The sequence below is a fragment of the Zavarzinia sp. genome (assembly GCF_041650655.1).
Lineage (GTDB): Bacteria > Pseudomonadota > Alphaproteobacteria > Zavarziniales > Zavarziniaceae > Zavarzinia.
Window position 1 is genome coordinate 1 of record NZ_JBAZKR010000226.1, and the last position, 3,232, is coordinate 3,232.

Consider the following 3,232-nt stretch of genomic DNA (forward strand, 5'->3'; position numbering starts at 1 on the left):
ACGAGCTGCTGGACAACGCCCGCGAAGTGGCCATCGACACGCCTTTCGGGACCCCCAGCGACTCCTACTTCCTCGGCGACATCGGGGGCGTTCCGGTGGCTTTTCTTCCCCGACACGCGCGTGGGCACCGCATCCTTCCGGGTGAGGTCAACTATCGCGCCAACATCTGGGGCATGAAGGCGCTGGGGGTGCACTACGTGCTGTCCGCCAGCGCCGTCGGCAGCCTTCGCGAAGAGCTCAAGCCGCTCGACGTCGTCGTACCCGATCAGCTCTACGATCGCACCAAGGCGCGGCCCAGCACCTTCTTCGGCGAAGGCGTGGTCGTGCACATGGGCTTCGCTGACCCGTTCTGCCCCTACGTCAGCAAGCTCCTTGTGGAACACGGTCGCACCGTCGGCGCCACGGTGCACGAGGGCGGCACGTACGTCTGTATAGAGGGCCCTCAGTTCTCCACGCGCGCCGAGAGCAACGTGTACCGTCAGCTCGGCTTCGACGTCATCGGCATGACCAACCTTCAGGAGGCCAAGCTGGCGCGTGAGGCCGAGCTCTGCTACGCCACCATGGCCATGGTCACCGACTACGACGTGTGGTACGAAGGGGAAGAGGACGTAACGCTTGAGCAGGTGCTGAGCAACGTGCGCCGCAACGTCGAGACTGCGCAGGCCATCGTGACGCGGGTAGTCACGGCGCTCGACGAAGAGCGCGACTGCTCGTGCCGTCATGCGGTAGAGTTCGCCATCAACACGCCGGCCGAGCTCATCCCGCAGGGCACGAAGGACAAGCTCGACCTGCTGATCGGCAAGTACCTGGGCTGAGGTACCAGGGGCGCCGCGCTCGCGCGGCGTCCTCTCGAAAGGCCAGAACCAGGGGCGTCGGGGACGCCTGCGAGTTAAGGGGTGGTGACCGTCCGGACCGCGTGTCTGGGGTGGCGCCACGTGGAGCCAAGAAAGGAGCTACGCAGTGTCTTCGTTCGTTTCCAGCAACGCTGTTCTTGTGGCGATCATCTGCGGGCTGGTGGCCGTGGTCTACGGCATTCTGCTCATCAGATGGCTGCTTGCGCTGCCGGCCGGCGACGAGCTCATGCAGCGTGTTGCCGGCGCCGTGCAGGAGGGCGCCAAGGCCTATTTGGGCCGTCAGTACCGAACCATCGCCATGGTTGGCGTGGTGGTCTTCGTCGTCCTGCTGGTGGCCTTGGGCGTCGGCAAGGACTGGACGTACGGCTGGCACGCCGCCGTCGGCTTCCTCGTCGGCGCCGTGCTCTCGGCGGCCGCGGGCTACATCGGCATGATGGTCAGCGTGCGCGTCAATGTGCGCACCGCCGAGGCCGCTCGCCAGGGCCTCGGAAGGGCTCTCACGGTCGCCTTCCGCGGCGGTTCGGTCACCGGCCTGCTCGTCGTGGGCCTCGCGCTTCTCGGCGTGGCGGGCTACTACTGGGCCACCGGCGACGTCGCCGCTCTCGTGGGTTTGGGCTTCGGCGGCAGCCTCATCAGCGTGTTCGCGCGCGTCGGCGGCGGCATCTTCACCAAGGCCGCCGACGTGGGCGCCGACCTGGTCGGCAAGGTAGAGGCGGGCATCCCTGAAGACGACCCGCGCAACCCGGCCGTCATCGCCGACAACGTCGGCGACAACGTCGGCGACTGCGCGGGCATGGCGGCCGACCTCTTCGAAACCTATGCCGTGACCGCCGTGGCGGCGATGCTGCTCGCCTTCCTCACCTTCAAGGGGACCATCGACGTGACGGGCGTCGCCAAGGGCCTGCTCATCAATGTCGACGCCGACGTCGTCTACAAGCCGGCTGTGCTCTACCCGCTGGTGATCGGCGGCGTCTCCATCATCGCCAGCGTCATCGGCACGTTCTTCGTGCGCCTCGGCAAGACGAACAACATCATGAACGCCCTGTACAAGGGCCTCGCCGTGGCCGCGGTCATCGCCATCGCGCTCTTCTACCCGATCACCGAGTGGATGATGGGCAACCCCGCGGCCCGGCTCTTCGGCGTCCCCTCGGTGCCCCGCCTGTTCCTGGCGGCCGTCACCGGTGTCGTCGTCACCGCGCTCATCGTGGTCATCACCGAGTACTACACGGCCGCGCGCTACAATCCGGTGAAGAGCATCGCCAAGGCGAGCCTCACCGGACACGCCACCAACATCATCCAAGGTCTCGCCGTCTCCATGCAGTCCACGGCGCTGCCCGTGCTGGTCATCGCCGCAGGCATCCTCGTGAGCTACACGGCCGCGGGCGGTGGGCAGGCTGGCCTCTACGGCATCGCCGTGGCCGTGATGGCGATGCTCTCCATGACCGGCATCATTGTCGCCATCGACGCCTACGGGCCGATCACCGACAACGCCGGCGGCATCGCCGAGATGGCCAACATGCCCGAGCTGGTGCGCCAGACCACCGACCCGCTCGACGCGGTCGGCAACACCACCAAGGCGATCACCAAGGGCTACGCGATCGGCTCGGCCGGTTTCGCAGCCCTCATCCTCTTCGTGTCGTACACGCTCGATCTGCAGGAGCATTTCCTGCAGAAATACAACTTCAAGGGCGCCATCTCGTTCATGATCGACAACCCGTGGGTGCTGGCCGGCCTCTTCATCGGCGGCATGCTGCCGTATCTGTTCGCCTCGCTCTGCATGACCGCGGTCGGCAAGGCCGGCGGCCAGGTCGTCGAAGAGGTCCGCCGTCAGTTCCGTGAGATCCCCGGCATCATGGCCGGGACGGCGAAGCCGGATTACGCGACGGCCGTCGATATCGTCACCAAGTCGGCGATCAACAAGATGCTGCTTCCAGCGGCCATCCCGGTGCTCACCCCGATCATCATCGGCATCGCCTTCCGCCAGCACGGCTTCGAGGTGCTCGGCGGCGTGCTGATGGGCTGCATCATCACCGGCATCTTCCTGGCGATCAGCATGACCTCGGGCGGGGGCGCCTGGGACAACGCCAAGAAGCTCATCGAAGACGGCGAGTACGGCGGCAAGGGCTCCGACGCCCACGCGGCCGCCGTCACCGGCGATACGGTTGGCGACCCGTACAAGGACACCGCGGGTCCGGCCATCAACCCGATGATCAAGGTCATCAACATCGTCGCCTTGCTCGTCATCCCGTTCCTCATCAAATAGGGGCGGGCGAGGGCGATTCAGCGGACATTCCGAGCCTGAGAACGCGCGGCGGGCGGCCCTTCGGCCGCCCGCCGCGCGTTCGTCGTTGCGCCCGGCCCCGCGGGCCGTCAAGAAC

2 protein-coding genes are annotated in these 3,232 nt (G+C 66.7%); both read left to right on the forward strand.

Annotated features, from left to right (window positions below):
- Positions 1-815 (forward strand): S-methyl-5'-thioadenosine phosphorylase (mtnP, locus tag WC493_RS22630; protein ID WP_373068791.1); only part of this gene is annotated, 815 nt, incomplete at its 5' end.
- A 145-nt stretch (positions 816-960) separates the two neighbouring features.
- Positions 961-3,117 carry a sodium-translocating pyrophosphatase gene (locus WC493_RS22635; protein WP_373068793.1) on the forward strand — a complete coding sequence of 719 codons (2,157 nt, stop codon included), beginning with the start codon at positions 961-963 and terminating at the stop codon, positions 3,115-3,117.
- The last annotated feature ends 115 nt before the right edge of the window (positions 3,118-3,232 follow it).